Consider the following 822-nt stretch of genomic DNA (forward strand, 5'->3'; position numbering starts at 1 on the left):
GAGCGTACGGTGGAACCGTTCATCTTTACCATTGGTCTGTGGGTGATAGGGACGGCTATGGCTAATACGTATGCCTAAGCGCACCAGCCATAACTCAAGGCTAGTCACCTGCCCCGGCTGGTTAGGGCAGCCCCAGGGGGCACCATTATCAAAGTTCATGCGAACCGGCATGCCATACCGCCTGAATGCGGTATTCAAACAATCCCTGACGGTTTCCGCCCTGGCATTGTCACAAGCTTGAAGTACCAGATTAAAGCGGGAGTGGTCATCAATCACCGTCAGCGGCATACAACGTCCTGAGAGCGTTTCAAAGTGACCCTTGAAGTCGGCCTGCCAAAGCGCATTGGGCACTTCATGCTCAAATCGCTGCCAAGCCTGCCGGTATTCGACGCCCACCTCAATGAGGCCGTGCCGATGTAACACGTTACTGACAGTGCTTGGTGCCACAGCGCCTAAGCCTAAGTCCTCTAACCGTCGGCTGATCTTGCGGCCACCCCACGCTGGATGCCGCTGCCTCAGCTGAACAATCTCTGACTGTAGCGTCTCTGATGTGAGTGTGGGGCTGTGTTGCGGCCTTCGACTCTGGTCAATTAAACCCGCCAGCCCATGCGTATGAAATCTACGCAACCATTTATAGGCCGTTTGCGGGCTGATGCCGAAGCGCCGACATAACTCACGACGATTAGCCCCTTCTTGGGTGGCGAGGTGTACGAATTCTTCACGCAGACTCATGATGTCTTTTGTTTTCCAAGGCATAGTGTTCTCCGCATTTATCCAATGCGAAAGTGTCAACTATGTCCTCGTACACCTGTCAACCATGTC

Annotated in this window: 1 protein-coding gene; it reads right to left on the reverse strand. The window is 53.9% G+C overall.

What is annotated here, in order from left to right; translation table 11 throughout:
- Positions 1–756, reverse strand: a 756-nt coding sequence (locus INP77_RS14790) for an IS481 family transposase (protein WP_194749847.1), incomplete at its 3' end; no start/stop codon positions are given.
- Positions 757–822 lie beyond the last annotated feature (66 nt).

Origin of the sequence: Methylophilus sp. 13 (assembly GCF_015354335.1) — a bacterium.
Lineage (GTDB): Bacteria > Pseudomonadota > Gammaproteobacteria > Burkholderiales > Methylophilaceae > Methylophilus > Methylophilus glucosoxydans.